We start from the raw sequence: 18,926 nt of genomic DNA, 5'->3' as shown, positions 1-18,926 counted from the left end.
AGTTCAAGAGGACAGATGATGATGGGTATTCGCAACCGGTTGGCCAGCGCGCTGGCCGTGGTCTGTCTGATGGTTCTCGGGGCCTGCCAGTCGCAGTACCAGAACCACGGTTACGTGCCGCCGGCCCGCGATCTCAACAAGCTGAACGTCGGTGTCGATACCCGCGCCACGGTGGACGAGGTGATCGGTGCGCCCTCGGCCTCGGGCCTCTTGAGCGACGGGGATTACTATTACGTCAAGAGCCGGATGCGCAGCTATGGCATGCGCGCGCCGGAGGTGATCGAGCGGCAGGTGGTGGCGATCAGCTTCAACGAGAACGACACGATCCGGAATATCGAGAGCTTCGGGCTGGAGGACGGCAATGTCGTTCCGCTGACCCGCCGGGTGACGGATTCCTCGGTGATGGGCAACGGGCTGCTGCGGCAGATCTTCGGCAATTTCGGCAATATCGACCCCAGCCAGCTGTTCAACTGATCGGGCCCGCGCGTCACGGCCCTGTCACATCTTGAGTGTTAAAGCCCCCGCACCTACCTTTGAGAGCAGGTGGTCGGGCATGGGCAGGGCGATGTTCCGCAAAGGGCGCTACAGCACGAGGGTGGCCGAGACGGAGGCCGATATCCGCGCCGCGCAGCGGTTGCGCTTCGCTGCCTTCAAGCAGGGCGAGGACGTGCCCGGCATCGACGCCGACGAGTTCGACGACATCTGCACGCATATCCTTGTCGAGGAGAGCGGGACCGGCCGGCTGGTCTGCTGTTTCCGGATGCTGCCGCTGACCGGCGGGTCGGAGATCGGGCGGAGCTACTCGGCGCAGTTCTACGAGCTGTCGGCGCTGAAGGAGTTCGAGGGGCCGATGGTGGAGATGGGGCGGTTCTGCATCCATCCGGACGCGCGCGATCCCGATATCCTGCGGGTGGCATGGGGGGCGATGACGCGGTTCGTGGACGAGAACGGGGTCGAGATGCTGTTCGGCTGTTCGTCGTTCAAGGGGACCGATGCCGAGCTTTACGCCGATGCCTTCGCCATGCTGAAGGACCGCCACCTTGCGCCCCGTCGCTGGCTGCCGCGGGTGAAGGCGCCGTCGGTCTTCCGGTTTGCTCAGAAGCTGCGGCTGCGCAAGCCGGATGCGAAGCTGGCGATGCTGGGGATGCCGCCCCTGTTGCGGACCTACCTGCTGATGGGCGGCTGGGTGAGCGATCATGCGGTGGTCGACCGGCAGATGAACACGCTGCATGTCTTCACCGGGCTGGAGATTGCCGCCATCCCGCCGACGCGCAAGCGGCTGTTGCGGGCGACCGCGGGGTGAATCGGCGGGCTGAATCAGGCGGCCACCTGCACGGCCCCGCTTGACCATGACCGGGCGGCGGGATAGCTGCCGCCCATGGCCAAGGCACCGCTTCTCCAACTCTCCGACATCTCGCTGACCTTCGGGGGCGAGCCGCTGTATCGTGACGTATCGCTGACCGTCCAGCAGGGCGACCGCGTGGCGCTGGTCGGGCGCAACGGGTCGGGCAAATCGACGCTGATGAAGATCATGGCCGGGCTGGTCGAGGCGGATACCGGCACGCGCACCGTGCCGCCGGGCATTTCCGTGGGCTACATGGAGCAGCATCCGGACATTTCGGGCTTTGCCACGCTGGGCGAGTTCGCGGCGAGCGAGCTGGACGCGGGCGAGGAATACCGGGTCGAGATGGTGGCCGAGGGGCTGAAATTCGACCCCGGCCTGTCGCCCCAGACCGCCTCGGGCGGGGAGCGGCGGCGCGCGGCGCTGGCCAAGCTTCTGGCCGAGGGACCGGACCTGATGCTGCTGGACGAGCCGACGAACCACCTGGATATCCAGGCGATCGGCTGGCTGGAACAGCAGTTGAAGGAGACCCGCAAGGCGTTCGTGCTGATCAGCCACGACCGGGCCTTCCTGCGTGAACTGACGCGCGCAACCCTTTGGGTCGACCGGGGAATCACCCGCCGGCAGGAGCGCGGCTTCACCGATTTCGAGGCCTGGCGCGACAAGGTCTGGGAAGAGGAGGACGCCAGCCGCCACAAGCTCGACCAGAAGATCAAGGCCGAGGCGCGGTGGGCGGTCGAGGGCATTTCCGCCCGGCGCAAGCGCAACCAGGGCCGGGTGCGCGCGCTGCAGGACATGCGGGCCGAGCGGGCCGCCCAGATCAAGCGGCAGGGCACGGCGGCGATGGCGCTCGATTCGGGGCCGAAATCGGGCCGGAAGGTGATCGAGGCGGAAGGCATTTCAAAGGCTTACGGCGGGAACGTCATCCTGAGCGATTTCAGCCTGAAGGTGCTGCGCAAGGACCGGATCGCCTTTGTCGGGCCGAATGGCGTGGGCAAGACCACGCTGCTCAACATGCTGATGAAGCGGGAAGCGCCCGACAGCGGCACCGTCACCCACGGCACGAGTCTGGAGCCTGCGATCTTCGACCAGTCGCGCGCCGGGCTCGACCCGGACATGAGCCTTTGGGAGAACCTGACCGGCGACCGCGACATGCGGGTGTCGGGGCAGGCCGACCAGGTGCTGGTGCGGGGGCAGCCGAAGCATGTCGTGGGCTATCTCAAGGAGTTCCTGTTCGACGAGCGGCAGGTGCGCGCGCCGGTGCGGTCGCTGTCGGGGGGCGAAAAGGCGCGGCTTCTGCTGGCCAAGCTGATGGCGCGGGAGAGCAACCTGCTGGTGCTGGACGAGCCGACCAACGACCTGGACATCGAATCGCTCGACCTGTTGCAGGAGTTGCTGGACGATTTCGACGGCACCGTGCTGCTGGTCAGCCACGACCGCGATTTCCTCGACCGGGTGGCGACCACGACGATTGCGATGGAAGGCAACGGGCAGGCCACGGTCTATGCCGGCGGCTGGTCGGATTACCGCGCGCAGCGGGCCGAGGCGGCGCCGGAGGCGGCGGCGCCTGCGAAGCCCAAGGGGAAGCCCGCGCAGCCCGGCGCGCCCAAGCCCGCCGCGCCGAAATCGAAGCCCAGGCTGAGTTTCACCGAGAAGCACCGGCTGGAGGAGCTGCCCGGCCTGATCGAGCGGCTGGAGGGCGAGATTGCCAAGCTGGAGAGCCTGCTTTCGGACCCCGAGCTGTTCACCCGCGAGCCGGAGAAGTTCCGGAAGGCCACCGATGCCCTGACCAAGCGGCAGACGGCGCTTTCGGAGGCGGAAGAGGAATGGCTGGAACTGGCGGAGAAGGCGGAGGCGTGAGGGCTACTCGTTGACCGTCTTGACGGTCTTGGCCTTGTCCTTCTCGATCCATTTTTCGAGGGTCTGCTTCATCAGGTCGAGCCCGCGGGTTTCCAGCGCCTGGCGCAGCGACTGCAGCGCGTTGGCCATCTCGAGCTCCGACAGGCCGGTTTCCTGGGCGCGCAGGATCTTGGGGTGGGGCGTCGTCAGCATGTCGGAGCCGATCAGCAGCTCCTCGTGCAGCTTCTCGCCGGGGCGCAGGCCGGTGATCTTGATCTCGATATCGCCGGTGGGGTTCGACGCGTCCCTGACCGTGTAGCCCGCGCTTTCGATCATCTTGCGGGCCAGTTGCCGCACCGGCACGGGCTTGCCCATGTCGAGCACGAAGACATCGCCGCCGCGCGCGAAGGAACCCGCCAGCAGCACGAGGCGCACCGACTCGGGGATGGTCATGAAGTAGCGGGTGATCTCGGCATGGGTCAGGGTGACCGGGCCGCCGCGCGAGATCTGCTTCTGGAAGATCGGGATGACCGAGCCTGAAGAGCCCAGCACGTTGCCGAAGCGGACCATCGAGAAGCGGGTGGTCTTGCTGCGGGTGGCGAGATCCTGCACCAGCAGTTCGGCGAAGCGCTTGGAGGCGCCCATGATGCTGGCAGGGCGGACGGCCTTGTCGGTGGAGACGAGGATGAAGCGTTCCACGCCCGCGGCCCGTGCTGCCTCGGCCACGGTCTTGGTGCCGAAGACGTTGACGCGGATGCCTTCGAGCCCGTTCGCCTCGACCAGAGGCACGTGCTTGTAGGCGGCGGCGTGCAGGACGATGTCGACCTCGTTCTCGGCAATCGCGGCCTCGACCAGCGACTTGTCGCAGACCGAGCCCAGCACCGGGACGATCTCGACATTCTTGCAGTAGCTGCGGAGTTCGCGGTCGATCTCGAAGAGCGCCAGTTCGCTGTGATCGACGAGGATCAGCGAGGTCGGGCGGCAGGTGATGAGCTGGCGGCAGATTTCCGAGCCGATCGAGCCGCCGGCGCCGGTGACCATGATGCGGCGGCGCAGGTAGGTGTCGCTGACGCCGGGCAGCTCCTCTTCCATCTGATCGCGGCCGAGCAGTTCGTTGACGTTGACGGGCCGCGTGTCCGAGAGGTTGCGGGCGTTGTTGGCGACGAGATCGGCGAAGGAGGGCAGGGCGTGCACCTCGCAGCCGGTGCGCGAGAGGCGGCGGGTGATCTCGGCCCGCTTGTTGCGGTTGGCGCTGGGGATGGCCAGCACGATCCGCTTGACGCCGCGGCGCTTGACCACCTTCATCAGCTCGCTGGGCGGGTAGACGCGCAGGCCGGCGACGGTGAGGCCCTGAAGGCGGTGGTCGTCGTCGATGAAGGCCACGGGTTCGACCGCGTCGTCGGTGGCCAGCGCCATGGCGAGCTGTTGCCCGGTCTGGCCGGCGCCGAAGATGATCAGCGGCTTGCGGTGGGTGCCGTTGGCGTAGATCCGCAGCAGCACGCGCCGCATCAGCAGGCGGGTGGCGACCGACAGGATCAGGAAGGTCATGCCGACGACGATGAAGAGCTGCGGCGAGCCGCCTCTGATCGCGCCGAGATAGGAGAGCGTGGCGAGCCCGGTGACGCCGGGGCGGTTTTCCAGCACCCGGGCGTAGAGCTCGGGGCGCAGCTCGACATAGCGGCGCAGGGGCGGGCGCGGGCCGACGAAGCTCATGTCGCCCCGCAGGATGTTGAAAAGCTGGGGCAATTCGTCGAGGCGCTTGCCGCGCAGGACGCGCCCGGTGCGGGTGATCCGCGCCGATTTGTAGCCGCCCGAGACGCCGGTGTCGTTGCGGTCGGTGCGCATGGTGCGGAACTTCCATAAGGTGAAGGGCGTGTCGGGCGTCTTCATCCGTTCGGAGGGGTAGAAGACGGGGCGGCCGTCGACGATGAGCACCCAGAGCGCGATGACAAGGATCGGCCCGGCGAGGACGATCACCAGCAGCAGGGCCAGGCCGATATCCATCAGCCGCTTGGAGAGGGTCATTGCCCGGCCTCCAGCGCCGCCCAGTCGGCGACCATGGCCTCGGCCGTGTCGTGGCGGATCGCCCCTGGCAGAAGCGCCGAGAGGCGCGCGGTGTCGAGCGAGACCTCCTGCGTGGCGCCGGGCGGGGCGGGGCGCCAGTCGAGATCCAGCCCGCGGGCGCGCACGAGGGCGTCCATGCGGACGGGGGCGGGGGCGGCGATGTTGAGCGTCTCGGGCAGGCTGTCGGGCGGCAGGGAAGCCAGCCCGGCCAGCACGCGCAGGAGGTCGCCCGGCGCGATATAGCTGCGCAGCGGGCCGGTGCCGTCGTCGAACCGGTCCATGCCGACGGGGCCGCTGCCGCGCAGGCCCGGCGCCAGGCTGTCGGCGCCCACCACGTTGGCCAGCCGGAGGCAGCAATGGGCGATCCGGTCGGTCCGGGGCAGGCGGGCGATCTCCTGCTCCATCGCCTGCTTCGAGTGGCCGTAATCCGCCACGGGCGAGAGCGGTGCCCCCTCGGCCAGGTGCCGGCCGGGGCCGTAGACGGCGGCCGAGGACAGGTGGAACAGGCGGCGCGCGCCGGTGGCGAGGGCGACGGTATGGCCGAAGGCCACGAGGGCGGCATTCTCGGCCAGGGCCGCCGCGTCGCCGCTTGTCCGGCCCCAGAGGGCGACCACGGTATCGCAGTGCGGCAGGGCCGACAGCGGCTGCCCCGGGGCCCAGGTCAGCCCGGTGCCGGGCCGGCGCGACTGGAACGCCGGCCGCAGGCCGCCGGTGCCCTCGCGCGCCGCCGCGCGGCGCAGCAGCCGGCCCAGCCGCCCGCCGGCGCCGGTGATCAGAATATCGGCTGCTTGCGGGATATGTGTCACGAATGTGCCCAACTACCAGATGCGGCGAGATTTCCGTTGTCTAACATCCTTTCAATGGGGTAGTGAACTGCCAATACGAAGAAGTCGGGAGACCACGGTTTGACGCGAGTTTACAAGACGATCCTGCTGGTTGGCATCGCGATTTCCATCGGCGCCTGCTCCCTTCCCAGGGGTGCGGCGGTGCAACGGGAAGTGGTCAGCCAGGGCTCGTCCGAGAACCCCACCTTCTAGGTGGTGGAGGTGACCCGCGCGGCCACGCCGATGATCTCGACCTGGCCCTATACCGGCGACCAGGAGCATCACACCTGGTTCCACGCCGATCGCGGGCCGGATTCCTCGGTCATCCAGACCGGCGACCGGCTGGACGTGGTGGTCTGGGACAACCAGGAGAACTCGCTGATCTCGGACGGGACCAAGCAGACGCCGATCCCGCCGCTGACGGTGTCGTCCTCGGGGACGGTCTTCCTGCCCTATGTGGGCGACGTGCCGGTGCGCGGGCTGACCGCCGATACCGCCCGCGACCGCATCCAGCGGAAGATGGAGATGATCGTGCCCGCCGCGCAGGTGCAGGTGCAGGTCACGCCGGGGCGCAACAACTCGGTCGACGTGGCCAGCGGCGTGGGCGCGCCCGGCCGCTACCCGCTGGAGAACCGCAACACCCGCCTGATGAGCGTTCTGGCGCTGGCCGGGGGCGTGAACACCGCCTTGCGCCACCCGCGCGTGCGGCTGCAGCGGGGCGGGCGGGTCTACGAGACCCGCGTCGAATCCGTGCTGGCCGATCCGGCGATGAACATCACCGTTCATGGCGGCGACCAGATCGCCGTTCTCGAGGATTCCCGCAGCTTTACCGTGCTCGGCGCCTCGAAGACCCAGAAGCTGGTGTATTTCGAGAAGGAGCGGATGAACGCGCTTGACGCGCTGTCCGCCTCGGGCGGTCTGAACTCGGCGCGGGCCAATCCGCAGGGCATCCTGATCCTGCGCGAGTATCACCCCCGCCACCTGACGCCGGGGCCGCGCGGGCCGGACATGCAGCAGGTGATCTTCACCATCGACATGACCAGCGCCGACGGCCTGTTCGCGGCGCGCCAGTTCCAGGTGATGCCGAACGACACGCTGATGGCGACCGAATCCTCGGTGACGGCGGTTCAGACCATCATCGGCCTGTTCGGCACGGTGATCGGGGTCAGCTCTTCGGTGAGCAACCTGTCGGAGTGATCCGGCCCGGGCCGGGCCGGTTCGGCCCTCAGATATTCGAGAAGATGTTGTCGATATCGTCCTCGGCCTCGGCCGGGGGCGGGATCAGGCGCAGGCGGTTGGTCAGCTTCAGGGGTTTCTGCGGCTCGGCCCGGTCATTGGCCGGGACGGTGGCGCCGTTGAAGTCAGGGCGCGGGGTGACCGCCGGTTCGGGCCGCGCGATCGGGCCGGTGGGCGCGATCAGCGGGCGCAGCACGCGGTCGTAATCGGGCCCGTCGGGGCCCCGGCCCGTGGCCTTGCCGGCGGCGTCGGCGACGGATTTGTTGCGGACGGTCACGCGGCGCGGGGTCACGGTGGTGAACTTGCCGCGCTTGAGACGCGCCGCCCGGCGCCGCATGATCAGCGCCGCCTTGCGCAGCTCCTGCCGGCGCAGGGTCGAGTAGGACATCAGCACCGCGCAGACCAGCGCCAGGTCGCGCCAGAAGGACGACAGCGGCATGGGTTCGGGGCCGAGGAAGGTCTGGGCGACGCTGGAGCACAGGATGAAGAGCGCCAGCGTCAGCGCCGTGATCCGCAGGGCCACGCCCGACATGAACACCACCGACAGGATGAAAAGCACGGCCATGCCGGCCAGCCGGGCGGTCTGATCGTCCAGCAGCGGGGCGAACAGGGCCGCATGGTCGACCCCCTCGATCAGGCCGAGGGAGATCGCCATGAAATAGGACCCGATCACGATGCGGATCAGGTTGAGACCGGTATGGTCGAGCCAGCGTTCGTTCTTGGGCGTCACCACGTTTGTCCTGTACGTCCCGCGCCGTTGGTTCGCGAGAGAGGGTTGACCGCAAGGCGGACGCGCCCGGGTGGCTGGGCGCATGCGCATTTCGAACACGTTTTCTGGGCCTCAAATGTGGCAAAACTTGAGCGCAAAGACGGAAAATGCTGGCGGAACCGCTCGTGTTGCAGCGAATCCGCCGGAGGGCAATCAGGCGTCCGCGTCTTCCGCCTCGTCCTCGGCCTGCTCGGCGATCCAGGCGACGCTGACCACCTTTTCGCCCTTGCCTGTGTTGAACACCTTGACGCCGCCGGCTCCGCGCGAGCGGAACGAGATCCCCTCGACCGGCACGCGGATCGACTGGCCGCGCGAGGTGGCGAGCATGATCTGGTCTTCCGGCTGGACCGGGAAGGAGGCGACCAGCGCGCCGCCGCGCATGGCCTTGTCCATCGCCCGCACGCCCATGCCGCCACGGCCCCGGACAGGGTAGTCGTGGCTGGAGGAAAGCTTGCCCGAGCCGCCCTCGGTGATGGTCAGCAGCAGGTTCTCGGCCGCGCGCATCTCCTCGAACCGCTCGTCGGAAATGGTGGCGTCGGCATTGCCTTCGTCGTCGGAGGCGCCCTCGTCCTCGGCCCCGGCCATCTGGCGGCGCATCTTGAGATAGGCGGCGCGCTCGTCGGGCGTGGCCTCGAAATGGCGGATCACGGACATCGAGACGACCTTGTCGCCGTTCTGCAGGCGGATGCCGCGGACGCCGGTGGAATCACGGCCCTTGAAGACGCGCACCTCGGTGGTGGGGAAGCGGATGGCGCGGCCCGAGTCGGTGACCAGCATCACGTCGTCCTCTTCCGAGCAGATGCGGGCGTTGACCAGTTGCGTGCCGTCCTCGGGCAGCTTCATCGCGATCTTGCCGTTGGATTTGACATTCGTGAAGTCCGACAAGGCGTTACGGCGCACATCTCCGGCGGAGGTGGCGAAGAAGATCTGCAGGTTGTCCCATTCATCTTCCGGAACATCGACCGGCATGATCGCGGCGATCGAGACGCCCTGCGGGATGGGCAGGATGTTGACGATCGCCTTGCCCTTGGAGGTGCGCCCGCCCAGCGGCAGGCGCCATGTCTTGAGCTTGTAGGCCATCCCGTCGGTGGTGAAGAACAGAAGCTGGGTGTGGGTGTTGGCCACGAAGAGGGTGGTGACCACGTCCTCTTCCTTGGTCTGCATGCCCGACAGGCCCTTGCCGCCGCGTTTCTGGGCGCGGAAATCGGCGAGCGCGGTGCGCTTGATATAGCCGCCCTGGGTGACGGTGACGACCATGTCCTCGCGCTCGATCAGGTCCTCGTCTTCCATGTCGCCGGACCAGTCGACGATCTCGGTGCGGCGGGGGACGGCGAATTGCTCCTTCACCTCGGTCAGCTCGTCCGAGATGATCTGCATGATCCGCTCGCGGCTGGCGAGGATGGCGAGGTATTCCTTGATCTTGGCGGCGAGATCCTGAAGCTCGTCGGTGACCTCGCGGACGCCAAGCTGGGTCAGGCGTTGCAGGCGCAGTTCGAGGATGGCGCGGGCCTGGGTTTCCGACAGGTTGTAGGTGCCGTCCTCGTTCGCGGTGTGGGTCGGGTCGTCGATCAGTGCGATGTATTCGAGGATGTCCTGCGCCGGCCAGCGGCGGGTCATCAGCTTCTCGCGCGCTTCCGCCGCGTCGGCCGAGGCGCGGATGGTGGCGACCACCTCGTCGACGTTGGAGACGGCGACGGCGAGGCCGCAGAGCACGTGGCTGCGCTCGCGCGCCTTGCGCAGGTCATGGGCGGTGCGGCGTGCGACAACTTCTTCCCGGAAGCTTATGAAAGCGCTTAGGAATCCGTGGAGCGTGAGCTGTTCGGGCTTGCCGCCGTTGAGCGCCAGCATGTTGCAGCCGAAGGAGGTCTGCATCGGCGTGAAGCGGAAGAGCTGGTTCAGCACCACCTCGGGCGTCGCGTCGCGCTTCAATTCGACCACCACGCGCACGCCGGTACGGTCGCTTTCGTCCTGCACGTGGGCGATGCCCTCGATCCGCTTCTCGCGGGCGGTTTCGGCGATCTTCTCGATCATCGCCGCCTTGTTCACCTGATAGGGGATCTCGTCGATGACGATGGCGTAGCGGTCCTTGCGCAGCTCCTCGACCCGGGTTTTCGAGCGGATGATGACGCTGCCGCGCCCCTCGAGATAGGCCTTGCGCGCACCGGAGCGGCCGAGCATCAGACCGCCGGTGGGGAAATCGGGGCCGGGGACGTACTCGTTGAGCTGCGAGCTGTCGAGATCGGGGTTCTCGATCAGCGCGAGCGTGGCGTCGATCACCTCGCCCAGGTTGTGGGGCGGGATGTTGGTGGCCATGCCGACGGCGATGCCGCCGGCGCCGTTGACCAGCATGTTGGGGAAGCGCGCGGGCAGGACGGAAGGTTCGCGATCCTTGCCGTCGTAATTGTCCTGGAAGTCGACCGTGTCCTTCTCGATATCGGCGAGAAGCGACTGCGCCGGCTTGTCCATGCGCACCTCGGTGTAGCGCATGGCGGCCGGGTTGTCGCCGTCCATCGAGCCGAAATTGCCCTGGCCATCCAGCAGGGGCAGGGACATCGAGAAATCCTGCGCCATCCGCACCAGCGCGTCGTAGATCGCGCTGTCGCCGTGGGGGTGATACTTACCCATGACGTCGCCCACCGGGCGGGCGGACTTGCGATAGGGCTTGTCGTGGGTGTTTCCGGTTTCGTGCATTGCGTAAAGAATGCGCCGGTGCACAGGTTTCAGGCCGTCGCGCAGATCGGGGATCGCGCGGCTGACGATCACGCTCATGGCGTAGTCGAGATAGGAGGTCTTCATCTCCTCGGAGATGGAGATCGTCGGCCCGTCATAGGCCGGACGCTCGGGGCCGGAACCGCCGTTGGGCATTTCGTCTTCGTTTTCAGGTGTTTCCGGCGTATCGTTCACGTTTCTGCCCGCTCTGTCCTGCTGTCTTCTTATGATGTTGACAAGGGTATATCAGAGGGCTTGCAGGGGGTGCAATGCGCAATGGCCTCCCCATTTGGCGGGCATTTTGGCAGCCGGGGCGGATGGCTGCTAACATACTGTTTTTGTTGAAAAGTAAAAAATTCGCGGCATCCTTATTGGAACCAAAGGCAAAAAATCCGGGGTTTCAGCAGGAGTGTAACGAGATGACCGAAACGGAGATGATGCTCAAGGGGTATGGCCTGACCACGGCGGAGTTCTTCTACCACATGCCGGACTATGCCCATGTTCTCAACAGTTTCGTCTGGCAGGAGTACGATATCGCGCCCGATCATCCGCGGCTGTTCGAATTCGTCGAGTTCTGGCAGAAGGAGATCGAGGGGCCGCTGCATTCGGTGCAGTTCACCCATCGCAAGCTGATCTCGCCCGGCGAATGGCGGCAGGTGGTGGGCGAGTTCACGCTTCATTAACCTGGGTTAAGAAAACGTGAAGCCCCGGGCGTTTTCGGCCCGGGGCTCTGTCCGACCCTCCGCGAAAGGCGGGGGTCAGGGAATGATGCGGGTGTATTTCATGCCTTCGAGCGAGGCGCCGATCAGCGCGCCCGCCTGGCCGAAGACCACCGCGACGACCGGGGCCGTCGATGTCGTGGTATCGGCGCGCAGGTTGCCGCCCTGGTCGTTGAAGACGTATTCCACGTCCGCTCCCGCGACCCAGCCGGTGGCCCGGCGGAAGCGGCTGAGCGCATCCTCGGTCATGAAGAACAGGACATGGGCGAATTGCTGGGCGCCGATCTGAAGCCCGACGCTGCCCTTGGTGGCGGAGTAGTAATCGACCGTCACGCCGCCCACGCGGAGCGCGCCGCGGCCATAGCCGCCGCCGACGATGAAGCCGCCCTCGGTCACCAGCGGCATGATCAGCACGCCGGTGGATTTCTCGCCGATCTCGCGCGTGGCGGGGTAGCGGGTGTAGAGGTGGTTGAGGGTGGCATCGGCGCGGGCGTCGATTTCCGTGCTCTTGGTGCTGCCGACCCCGTTGCCGCACGCGGCGACGACGGGGGTGGTGGCCAGCATGCCGAGCGTGAAGCTGCGTCTGGATAGAGTGCTCATGTTAATTGCCTGTGACTGCCTGTGTTCCGCGTCGGCATGTACCTGCCGATCTGGGAGGGAGTATAGACACGCGACGGCAAAGTGTCACCCGCAAAGCGCCTTTTCGGCAGGATATTGCGACCCGGCGCAGAATGCCCTTGGCCGAAGCGATTCGCGGGGACCATTCCACAAGGCGATTAAGGTTTTGCTACCGGGTCTTCATCTGTCCCGGAATGCGCCCGCCGGAGGCGTCCGGCGGCGCGTTCCGGGGCCGCGGCCGATCATGCAAGGGCCCGGGCCATGTCGGGGGCAAAATAGGTCAGGATCCCGTCGCAGCCGGCGCGCTTGAAGGCCATCAGGCTTTCCGCCATCGCCCGGTCGCCGTCGATCCAGCCGTTCCGGGCGGCGGCCATGATCATCGCGTATTCGCCCGACACCTGGTAGGCGAAGGTGGGGGTGGCGAACTCGTCCTTCACCCGGCGGCAGATGTCGAGATAGGGCATGCCCGGCTTGACCATCACCATGTCGGCCCCCTCGGCGAGGTCGCGGGCGACGCAGCGCAGCGCCTCGTCGGTATTGGCGGCATCCATCTGGTAGGTCTTCTTGTCGCCCCTGAGCGCTCCGCTGGCGCCGACCGCGTCGCGGAAGGGCCCGTAGAAGGCCGAGGCGTACTTGGCGGCGTAGGAGAGCAGCATCACGTTGCGGTGGCCCGCGCTTTCCAACGCGGTACGGATGGCGCCGATGCGGCCATCCATCATGTCGGAGGGGCCGATGATGTCGACCCCGGCCTCGGCCTGGGACAGCGCCTGTTTGACCAGCGCCTCGACCGTTTCGTCGTTGACGATCTCGCCATCGACGACAAACCCGTCATGGCCGGTGTCGGAATAGGGGTCGAGCGCCACGTCGGTCATGATGGCGATCTCGGGCACGGCGGCCTTGATGGCGCGGGTGGCGCGGTTCGAGAGGTTCTCGGGGTTCCACGCCTCGGCACAATCGGAGGTGCGGTTGGCGGCCTCGGTATAGGGAAAGAGGCAGATGGCGGGAATGCCGAGGTCGGCGGCCTCGCGCGCGGCCTCGACCACGCGGTCGACGCTGCGGCGGACCACGCCGGGCATCGAGGGGACCGGCTCTTCCACGCCCTCGCCCTCGCGCACGAAGACCGGCCAGATCAGGTCGCCCGGGGTCAGCGTGTTCTCGGCCACCAGCGCGCGGATCGCGGGGCTTTGCCGCGCGCGGCGCAGGCGCGTGGCGGGAAAGGGGGCTTGGGTCGGGCGCATGGGTGTCAATCCTCGATTTGCACGCGCTTGTCACTGGCATGGAAAATTGACGATCTCAAGGGTAGGAATTGCCGCGTGGCGGCGCTATGAGGGGTGAACCCCCGCGGCCGGCCGGGCAAGAAACGTTACAGGCTCTATCTCGTGGACTGGTACGACAGCGTCTTCGAACTCATCGACATGCGCAGTTTCAGTAACCTCTGGTACTGGATCATTCTTGCCGTGATGTGGTCGTCGACCAGCCACTGGGTGCTGGGCGTGCCGTGGGACATGGTGATGCGCGCCCGCAAGGACGACACCGACGCGCGGATGCAGGACCTCGAGACGATCGTGCGGATCAACACCGACCGCATCCTGCTCATTGCCGAGGAGACGGGGCTTTTGCTGGCGGGGTTCACCTGTTTCATGCTGACGATGCTGATGCTGCTGGGCTTCGTCTATGGCAACGAGTTCTCGCAGGCGGTATTCCTGCTGCTGTTCCCGATGACCATCGTCGGGCTGCTGTCGGTGGCCACGGCGCACGTGATCCGGCGCGACGGGCTGTCGGGCGAGGCGCTTTACAGGATGATGCACAAGCACAGGGTGCTGACACAGGTGGTGGGGGTGATCTCGATCTTCGTTACTGCCATGTGGGGCATGCTGCAGAACATGACGATCGGGGCGCTCGGCTAGGGGTCAGGCCCGGCGAGGCGGATGGACATGAGTGAAGCGAAGCACATAATCGTGGGCGGCGCGCCCGAAGGGTTCGACGCGCGGCTGATCCTGAAGGAGGCCGAGCGCGACGGCGGCCCGGTCATTCACGTGGCGCGCGACGACAAGCGGCTGGCGCAGGTGGCCGAGGCGCTGGCCTTTTTCGCGCCCGACATGCCGGTGCTGCGCTTTCCGGGGTGGGATTGCCTGCCCTATGACCGGATTTCGCCCAATGCCGACATTTCCGCCGCCCGGATGGCGACGCTGGCGGGGCTGGTGCACGGGGCACCGAAGCAGTTCGTGCTGTTGACCACGCTGAACGCGGCGAGCCAGCGGGTGCCGCCGCGCGACGTGCTGAAGGAGGCGGCGTTTACGGCCGAGGTCGACCGGCAGATCGACGAGGAGGCGCTGAAGGCGTTCCTCGTGCGGATGGGCTTCGTGCAGAGCCCGACGGTGACCGAGCCGGGCGATTACGCCGTGCGGGGCGGGATCATCGACATCTTCCCGCCGGGCGAGGGCGGGCCGGTGCGGCTGGACCTCTTCGGCGACGTGCTGGATGGCGTGCGGCGGTTCGATCCGGGCAGCCAGCGGACGACCGAGAAGCTGTCGCGGGTCGAGCTGGCGCCGGTGAGCGAGGTGATCCTCGACGAGGCGGCGATCACCCGGTTCCGGCAGAATTATCGGATCGAGTTCGGCGCCGCCGGCACCGATGACCCGCTTTACGAGGCGGTGAGCGCGGGGCGCAAGCACGCCGGGATCGAGCATTGGCTGCCGTTCTTCCATGAGAAGCTCGAGACGCTCTTCGACTATCTGCCCGGCGCGCCGGTGACGATGGACGACCAGGTCGAGGCGGCGCGGCTGTCGCGCTGGGACACGGTACAGGACCAGTACGAGGCGCGGCGCCACGCGCTGGAGCAGAAGCAGCGGGCCGAGACGATCTACAAGCCGGTGCCGCCGGAGCAGCTCTATCTCGACGACGAGGCATGGGGCGCGGCGGTGGCCGACCGGCGGCGGCTGGCCTTCTCGCCGCTGGCGAAGAGCCCGGGGCCCAACATCATCGACGCGGGCGGGCGGATCGGGCGCAATTTCTCGCCCGAGCGGCAGCAGGAAAGCATCAGTCTTTTCGGGGCGTTGAAGGACCATATCGAAGCCAAGATGGGCGAGGGCCCGGTTCTACTGGCGAGCTATTCCGAAGGCGCGCGGGAGCGGCTTGAGGGCTTGCTGGAGGATGAGGGGCTGATTGGCGCGGTGACGGTGCGCGACGTGGGCGGCGTGGGCAAGCGCGGGCTGCACCTGGCGGTCTGGGGGCTGGAGCACGGGTTCGAGTCGCCCGGGCTGACGGTGATTGCCGAGCAGGATGTGCTGGGCGACAGGCTGATCCGGTCGCCGCGCAAACGGCGTCGGGCGGAGAATTTCCTGACCGAGGCACAATCGCTCAGCCCCGGCGACCTGGTGGTACATGTGGATCACGGGATCGGGCGGTATCACGGGCTGGAGGTGATCACGGCGGCGGGGGCGGCACATGAATGCCTGAGCCTCGAATATGCCGAGGGGGCAAGGCTGTACCTGCCGGTCGAGAATATCGAACTGCTGAGCCGGTATGGCCACGAGGAAGGGCTGCTCGACCGGCTGGGCGGCGGCGCGTGGCAGGCGAAGAAGGCCAAGCTCAAGGAACGCATCCGCGAGATGGCCGACCGGCTGATCCGGATCGCGGCGGAGCGGGCGCTGCGCAAAGGCGCGGTGATGGAGCCGGAGCATCACGCGTGGGAGGCGTTCTCGGCCCGGTTCCCGTACCAGGAGACCGATGACCAGCTGCGCGCCATCGAGGACGTGGTGAACGACCTGAGTTCCGGCACGCCGATGGACCGGCTGATCTGTGGCGACGTGGGGTTCGGCAAGACCGAGGTGGCGATGCGGGCGGCTTTCGTGGCGGCGCTGCAGGGCTACCAGGTGGCGGTGATCGCGCCGACGACACTGCTGGCGCGGCAGCATTACCAGAGCTTTGCCGAACGCTTCCGGGGTTTCCCGATTTCCGTGCGGCCCCTGTCGCGGTTCGTGTCGACGACCGAGGCCGCGAAGACGCGCGAGGCGCTGTCGCGGGGGCAGGTGGATATCGTGGTGGGCACCCATGCGCTTCTGGCCAAGGGGGTGCGGTTTGCCAATCTCGGGCTGTTGGTGATCGACGAGGAGCAGCGGTTCGGGGTGGCGCACAAGGAGCGGCTGAAGCAGCTGCGCAGTGACGTGCATGTGCTGACCCTGACGGCCACGCCCATTCCGCGGACACTTCAACTTTCGCTCTCAGGTGTCCGGGATCTCAGCATAATCGGCACGCCGCCGGTCGACCGGCTGTCGATCCGGACCTATGTGAGCGAGTTCGACACGGTGACGATCCGCGAGGCGCTGTTGCGCGAGCATTACCGGGGCGGGCAGAGCTTTTTCGTGGTCCCGCGGATCAAGGATTTGGCGGAGATCGAGGAGTTCCTCAAGGAGCAGGTGCCGGAGGTGTCCTATGTGGTGGCGCACGGGCAGATGGCGGCGGGCGATCTCGATAACCGGATGAACGCCTTCTACGACGGGAAGTTCGACGTTCTGCTGGCGACGACGATTGTCGAGTCGGGGCTGGATATTCCCACCGCCAACACCATGGTGATCCACCGGGCCGACATGTTCGGGCTGTCGCAACTCTATCAGATCCGGGGGCGTGTCGGGCGGTCGAAGCTGCGGGCCTATGCGTACCTGACCACCAAGCCGCGCGTGCCGCTGACCCCGGCGGCGGAGAAGCGGCTGCGGGTGCTGGGCAGCCTCGATACGCTGGGGGCGGGGTTCACGCTGGCGAGCCAGGATCTGGATATTCGCGGGGCGGGGAACCTGCTTGGCGAGGAACAGTCGGGGCAGATGCGCGACGTGGGCTACGAACTCTACCAGTCGATGCTGGAGGAGGCGATTGCCAAGATCAAGGCGGGCGAGCTGGAAGGGCTGACCGAGACGGACGAGCAATGGGCGCCGCAGATCAATCTCGGCGTGCCGGTTCTGATTCCCGAGGAGTATGTGCCGGACCTCGATGTGCGGCTGGGATTGTATCGCCGTCTCAGTGGGTTGCACACCAAAGTTGAACTGGAGGGTTTTGCCGCGGAGCTGATCGACCGGTTCGGGAAACTGCCCAAGGAAGTGAACACGCTGCTGCTGATCGTGCGGATCAAGGCGATGTGCAAACGGGCGGGGATTGCCAAGCTGGACGGGGGCCCGAAGGGGGCGACGATCCAGTTCCACAACGACAAGTTCGCGTCGCCTGAAGGGCTGGTGCAGTTCATGCAGGACCAGCGGGGGATGGCCAAGGTCAAGGACAACAAGATCGTCGTGCGGCGGGACTGGACCAAGGAGAGCGACAAGATCAAGGGGGCGTTCGCCATCGCCCGGGACCTGGCAGAGAAGGTCGTCGAGAAGAAGAAGGCGAATCGGGGTTAACGGGCTGAGTTTGTTGGGATTTGGTGGGTCGGTATAACGTCGGTTTTACGTCGGTATTTTGTCGGTGTTTTTGGCGGTGTTGAGCCGGGTTGATGTGGCGTGCGGTGGGGGGTGGTACCGGATGTTGTGCGGGGTGCAACGGCGGTGTGAGGTCCTGAGACGGGGGCCGGGACGGGTGTTGGGAGGTACGCGCCCGGAATCGGGCCAAAGGCGCCGGGCGAGCGTTGAAGAGTTGATTGAACCGGGAGGGGCGGTTGGCAAATTGCTTCAACCTTGGTTGCGAACAGTTGATGCCGGCGCGGCCTTCGGGCATGTCGAATAATTTCTCTATGCGGCGCGTGGTAAAGTGGTGGTTCCACCATATGAAAATGCGCTAGAGCGCCGTGGAACCGATAACGGATAGATGGGATACGGGAGGCGATGACCCAGCAAGCGGAAGCTGACGCCAATGGTGTGCATATCGGACGTGACGGGTACCTTTTTCTGAAAGGCGGACAGAAAGGGGTGTTTTCGTATTTCACCGGCGCCAAGAGCCCACGACGCAGTTCGACCAATGTCTTTCGCACCAGTGTCGAGGCGCGTGCCCGGTTCTGCGAGAGGACAGGACGGCGATTTCGCATGGTAATCTTTCCGGAGAAATGTATCGCGTTGCGCGAGAAGATCGATTTGCCGGACGAGTTCGTCTCGCTATACGAGCGGTCCTATCAGCCCGTCATGGCCGGCTCGGAGGCCGAGAAAAGCATTCTCTATCCTGTCGAGGCCTTGCGGGCCGAGCCCAGGGCAATATCCCGTACGGACACGCATTATGCCGCCCCCGGCGTACTCGGCATGACGGAGGCGTTGCTGGCGGACATGTTTCCCGACGAGATCGAACGGGGGATGTCCATGCTTCGGGCGCTGCTGACGGAAACCCCCGCATTCTTCGGTGACCTCGGACGCAAGTTTTCCGATCCGGTCGGGGAGTCGCAGCTTGTCATGAAAGGGCAGGCAGTGCCCATTACCATGGCGAGCAATGGTTTGAAAGGGAATGACGGTCTCATGTTCCTGGTCTCGTCACCGCAGGCGCTGAGTGACAAGACAGTGCTGGTCTTCGGGGATTCCTTCTTCCGGCAACTCTTGCAGACTTTGCCGGTATTCTATCAGCACGTGGTGTTTTGCCGGTCGCGGTATTTTCATTACGAGATGGTCAAGGCGGTCAAGCCGGACGATATCTTCTGCGGGCTTGCCGAGCGATACCTGTCGCATTGCAGAGCTGATACAAAGCGGCCGCATTTCCTTAAAGCGTTTCGATTTTAACCTGCGACATATCCGGCAGCCTTGAAGAAGTTCCAACATTCGTTGGGTGAGAACATATCGCAGATGTCTCCGAGGACTTCGAAGAGGTCTGTAAAGGTTCTGGCGCCGATCCTGCGCAGG

General features: G+C 66.1%; 15 protein-coding genes and 2 pseudogenes. 9 read left to right on the top strand and 8 right to left on the bottom strand.

The genetic code is table 11. The annotated features are described in order from the left end of the window. The first annotated feature begins 18 nt into the window (after positions 1-18). The 3 genes from RLN94_RS19625 (at position 19) to RLN94_RS19615 (ending at position 3,202) form a co-directional block, all read left to right on the top strand. Positions 19-474, top strand: a complete 456-nt coding sequence (locus RLN94_RS19625; RefSeq protein WP_502949451.1) for an outer membrane protein assembly factor BamE — start codon at positions 19-21, stop codon at positions 472-474. Positions 475-553: 79 nt separating this feature from the next. Further along, positions 554-1,303 carry a GNAT family N-acetyltransferase gene (locus RLN94_RS19620; protein WP_502949449.1) on the top strand — a complete coding sequence of 250 codons (750 nt, stop codon included), beginning with the start codon at positions 554-556 and terminating at the stop codon, positions 1,301-1,303. A gap of 75 nt (positions 1,304-1,378) precedes the next feature. Then, on the top strand, positions 1,379-3,202 hold the full coding sequence (locus RLN94_RS19615) for an ABC-F family ATP-binding cassette domain-containing protein (RefSeq protein WP_350127051.1): 1,824 nt from the start codon (positions 1,379-1,381) through the stop codon (positions 3,200-3,202). Between the two features lie 3 nt (positions 3,203-3,205). On the opposite strand, the gene RLN94_RS19610 is transcribed toward RLN94_RS19615, so the two are convergent. The 3 genes and pseudogenes from RLN94_RS19610 to RLN94_RS19605 all read right to left on the bottom strand — a co-directional run bounded on the left by RLN94_RS19610 (position 3,206) and on the right by RLN94_RS19605 (position 6,051). Further along, a complete protein-coding gene (locus tag RLN94_RS19610; RefSeq protein ID WP_502949450.1) occupies positions 3,206-4,741 on the bottom strand; it encodes a polysaccharide biosynthesis protein in 1,536 nt (511 codons plus the stop codon). Positions 4,742-4,777: 36 nt separating this feature from the next. Then, positions 4,778-5,206: pseudogene (locus RLN94_RS22240) on the bottom strand (sugar transferase); the annotation flags it as partial. After that, on the bottom strand, positions 5,203-6,051 hold the full coding sequence (locus tag RLN94_RS19605) for an NAD-dependent epimerase/dehydratase family protein (protein WP_350127045.1): 849 nt from the start codon (positions 6,049-6,051) through the stop codon (positions 5,203-5,205). The pseudogene RLN94_RS22240 and the gene RLN94_RS19605, both read right to left, overlap by 4 nt. A 99-nt stretch (positions 6,052-6,150) precedes the next feature. Between RLN94_RS19605 and RLN94_RS19600 the strand changes: the two genes are divergently transcribed. Beyond that, positions 6,151-6,282, top strand: coding sequence for a hypothetical protein (locus RLN94_RS19600; RefSeq protein ID WP_350127042.1), 132 nt, complete (start codon positions 6,151-6,153; stop codon positions 6,280-6,282). Between the two features lie 9 nt (positions 6,283-6,291). After that, positions 6,292-7,266, top strand: coding sequence for a polysaccharide biosynthesis/export family protein (locus tag RLN94_RS19595; RefSeq protein ID WP_350127039.1), 975 nt, complete (start codon positions 6,292-6,294; stop codon positions 7,264-7,266). Positions 7,267-7,294: 28 nt separating this feature from the next. On the opposite strand, the gene RLN94_RS19590 is transcribed toward RLN94_RS19595, so the two are convergent. Both RLN94_RS19590 and gyrA read right to left on the bottom strand, forming a co-directional pair. Further along, the gene (locus tag RLN94_RS19590; protein ID WP_350127036.1) at positions 7,295-8,035 is read right to left on the bottom strand and encodes a hypothetical protein; all 741 of its coding nucleotides are present in this window, start codon (positions 8,033-8,035) and stop codon (positions 7,295-7,297) included. A gap of 192 nt (positions 8,036-8,227) precedes the next feature. Next, on the bottom strand, positions 8,228-10,939 hold the full coding sequence (gene gyrA / locus RLN94_RS19585) for a DNA gyrase subunit A (protein WP_350127033.1): 2,712 nt from the start codon (positions 10,937-10,939) through the stop codon (positions 8,228-8,230). Between the two features lie 263 nt (positions 10,940-11,202). On the opposite strand from gyrA, the gene RLN94_RS19580 reads away from it, so the two are divergent. Further along, entirely contained in the window at positions 11,203-11,466 is a 264-nt protein-coding gene (locus RLN94_RS19580; RefSeq protein WP_350127030.1) for an usg protein, read from the top strand. 75 nt (positions 11,467-11,541) lie between these two features. On the opposite strand, the gene RLN94_RS19575 is transcribed toward RLN94_RS19580, so the two are convergent. Together RLN94_RS19575 and hemB are read right to left on the bottom strand one after the other, a co-directional pair. Continuing rightward, positions 11,542-12,102, bottom strand: coding sequence for a lipid-binding SYLF domain-containing protein (locus tag RLN94_RS19575; protein WP_350127027.1), 561 nt, complete (start codon positions 12,100-12,102; stop codon positions 11,542-11,544). 260 nt (positions 12,103-12,362) lie between these two features. Continuing rightward, positions 12,363-13,358 (bottom strand): porphobilinogen synthase, encoded by a 996-nt coding sequence (hemB, locus tag RLN94_RS19570; RefSeq protein WP_350127024.1) that lies wholly within the window; start codon positions 13,356-13,358, stop codon positions 12,363-12,365. Between the two features lie 141 nt (positions 13,359-13,499). Here hemB and RLN94_RS19565 point away from each other — a divergent pair, with 141 nt between their 5' ends. From RLN94_RS19565 to RLN94_RS19555, 3 genes are all read left to right on the top strand, one after another. Then, complete coding sequence (locus RLN94_RS19565) at positions 13,500-14,027, top strand: component of SufBCD complex (RefSeq protein WP_350127059.1); 528 nt, start codon at positions 13,500-13,502, stop codon at positions 14,025-14,027. 27 nt (positions 14,028-14,054) lie between these two features. Beyond that, on the top strand, positions 14,055-17,510 hold the full coding sequence (gene mfd, locus RLN94_RS19560; protein ID WP_350127021.1) for a transcription-repair coupling factor: 3,456 nt from the start codon (positions 14,055-14,057) through the stop codon (positions 17,508-17,510). A 420-nt stretch (positions 17,511-17,930) separates the two neighbouring features. Then, positions 17,931-18,806 carry an alginate O-acetyltransferase AlgX-related protein gene (locus tag RLN94_RS19555; protein WP_350127018.1) on the top strand — a complete coding sequence of 292 codons (876 nt, stop codon included), beginning with the start codon at positions 17,931-17,933 and terminating at the stop codon, positions 18,804-18,806. On the opposite strand, the pseudogene RLN94_RS19550 reads toward RLN94_RS19555, so the two are convergent. After that, positions 18,803-18,926: pseudogene (locus RLN94_RS19550) on the bottom strand (IS630-like element ISSpo6 family transposase); the annotation flags it as partial. The gene RLN94_RS19555 and the pseudogene RLN94_RS19550 sit on opposite strands and share 4 nt — an antisense overlap.

The sequence above is a fragment of the Roseovarius sp. genome (genome assembly GCF_040223625.1).
GTDB lineage: Bacteria > Pseudomonadota > Alphaproteobacteria > Rhodobacterales > Rhodobacteraceae > Roseovarius.
The sequence above is the reverse complement of the archived record's forward strand: the minus strand, read 5'-3'. Positions and strand labels throughout refer to the sequence as shown.